The organism is Psychrobacter proteolyticus (genome assembly GCF_038155145.1).
Lineage (GTDB): Bacteria > Pseudomonadota > Gammaproteobacteria > Pseudomonadales > Moraxellaceae > Psychrobacter > Psychrobacter proteolyticus_B.
Genome location: NZ_JBAKAY010000175.1, coordinates 1 through 215, shown reverse-complemented (window position 1 = coordinate 215; position 215 = coordinate 1). Strand labels below are relative to the sequence as shown.

The 215-nt window shown below is 40.0% G+C and carries 1 pseudogene; it reads left to right on the top strand.

Annotated elements, in window-relative coordinates:
* Window positions 1-158 (top strand): annotated as a pseudogene (locus V6252_RS13415) (ribosome maturation factor RimM); the annotation flags it as partial.
* Window positions 159-215 lie beyond the last annotated feature (57 nt).

Below are 215 nucleotides of genomic sequence, written 5' to 3'. Positions count from 1 at the left end.
AAATGATTGAAACCCGTGCCCATGACATCAAGCGTGTAAAGGCAAATTCAGACAGTTTAGACAATGAAGAACGCCTGATTCCAAGGCATAAGCAAACTGTAATAGAAGTCAATATGACTGAAAAAAAACTGCTAGTGGCATGGCCGAGTGATTACTGATAGCGATTCTGGCTTTTTAGTCAGACGTAGTTATTACTTACACCGATTGTTTTAGCC